Below are 1,855 nucleotides of genomic sequence, written 5' to 3'. Positions count from 1 at the left end.
GGGCAGGAAGCCCGCCAGCCGGGCGGCCGCCGTGCGCTCGCTCACGGGGTGGCCCCCGGCCGGTCACCGGTGCCGTCGCCCGGCCCGCCGTCGTCGCCGGCCGCCGGGACGCGGGTCAGCAGCAGCCGCTCGTGTTCCTCCGCCGACACCTGCTCCCCGGAGGACGGCAGCAGCTGCGGAATCCCGTCGACGATCGGGTAGCGGCGGCGCAGCCGCGGGTTGTACAGCGCCTCCTCGCGGTCCGCGCCGGCGAGCAGGTCGAGCGGACCCTTGTCGAGCGGACAGGCGAGGATCCTCAGCAGCGGGTCGTCGGCTTTCACGGTGGGGTCAACTCCTCGGCGGCGGTGGGGGACTGCGGAGCGGTGTCGTGCTTGGGCATGGCGAGCAGCACGGCGACGGCGAGCACCGTGCCCGCGACGCGCAGGGTCAGCCGCAGCGGCTCGTCGGGCAGTTCCTCGCCGAACGACAGCGTGCCCAGCACGGCGGTGAACAGGCAGGTGACGGTCGTGCACACCGGCACGATCAGCGAGGCCCGGCAGCGCTGGAGCGCCGCCTGCGACATCACCAGACCGAACACCCCGGTGAACAGCAGCAGATACGGGTACGGGGAGCGCAGCAGGTCCAGCACCGCGCCACCGATCCCGCTGGTGGTCAGGTGGCTCGACACGCCCTTGATGGCCAGCGAGCTGACGCCGTAGAGCAGACCCACGGCCACGCCGTACTCCACGCCGGTGGTCGGCAGCCGGTGCCGGTGCCGGGCGTTGCGCTCGGCCGAGCCGTACAGCCACATCCCGGCCGCCAGCGCCGGCACGCACACCAGCAGGATCAGCGGGTACGGTGCCTGACGGCCGACGGTGTCGGCGCCCGCGCCGCCCTCGCGCAGCGACAGCACGACCATCAGCAGCGCCAGCAGGATGGCGCCCAGCGCGTACCGCTCCCGGCCGCTGGTCTCCTCGCCCAGCAGCCGCGCGGACAGCAGCACCAGCAGGACCAGGCCGGAGACGAAGATGCCCTGCGCGGCGGCGATCGGCAGGGTCCGGTACACCGCGAGCTGGGCCGCGAACCCGGCCGCGAGCGCCAGCGAGCCGCCGATCCACAGCGGGCTGCCGAGCACCAGGCGCAGCAGCCGGGCGGGCCGGCGGACGGACACCTCCGGCAGGGCGCCCAGGGCCCGCTTCTCCAGCACGAAGCCCGCGCTGTACAGCACGTTCGCCGACAGGGCCGCGACCACTCCCCACCACATGGCCCCCCGCCCCCCTCATGTCCGTCGTGCGTGCAGCAGCAGGATCGAGGCGAGCGGCGGCCGGGCGCACGCCAGCCGGTCCAGGGCGCGCAGCGGCCGCGGCACGCCGTGGAACGGGGCGCCGCGCAGGTCCACGACGGTGAAGCCGGACGCGGAGACGAACTCGCGCAGCGCGCGGGCGGTGCACAGCCGCAGGTGGCCCACCACCTCGCGGCCCGGCCGGCCGTGGATGCCGCGCAGGCTGACCTCGGAGAACACCGGCTGCACCCCGGCCAGCAGCAGCGCCCGGTTGTACCAGGCGGCCAGGTTCGGCGTGGACAGCATCAGGTGGCCGCCCGGGCGCAGGACCCGGCGGATCTCGTCCAGGGCCGCGTCCGGGTCGACGAGGTGTTCGAGCACCTCGCTGAACAGCACCGCGTCGGCCGACCCGGCGGCGAACGGCAGCCCACCGTCGGTGAGTTCGCCGCGCACCGCGTACGGCAGCCGGGTGCGGGCGCGGGACAGGGCGTCCTGGGACCAGTCGACACCGACGATGCGGTGCCCGCGCAGCAGCGGGGCGGCGGTGGCGGCGGCGGTACCGTCCCCGCAGCCGATGTCGAGGATCGTCCGCGC

3 protein-coding genes are annotated in these 1,855 nt (G+C 75.3%); all 3 read right to left on the bottom strand.

Features of this window, described 5'->3' with window-relative positions; all coding sequences use genetic code 11:
* Positions 1-41: 41 nt before the first annotated feature.
* Positions 42-320: a Trm112 family protein gene (locus tag G3I53_RS22855; protein ID WP_164332461.1), complete on the bottom strand. Its 279-nt coding sequence runs from the start codon at positions 318-320 to the stop codon at positions 42-44.
* Positions 317-1,231, bottom strand: a complete 915-nt coding sequence (locus tag G3I53_RS22850; protein WP_164332462.1) for a hypothetical protein — start codon at positions 1,229-1,231, stop codon at positions 317-319. The genes G3I53_RS22855 and G3I53_RS22850 overlap by 4 nt, the downstream gene beginning before the upstream one ends.
* A 27-nt stretch (positions 1,232-1,258) precedes the next feature.
* On the bottom strand, positions 1,259-1,855 hold a 597-nt coding region (locus G3I53_RS22845), incomplete at its 5' end, for a class I SAM-dependent methyltransferase (RefSeq protein WP_164438724.1).

Source organism: Streptomyces sp. SID14436, from assembly GCF_010548465.1.
Taxonomy (GTDB): domain Bacteria; phylum Actinomycetota; class Actinomycetes; order Streptomycetales; family Streptomycetaceae; genus Streptomyces.
The sequence above is the reverse complement of the archived record's forward strand: the minus strand, read 5'-3'. Positions and strand labels throughout refer to the sequence as shown.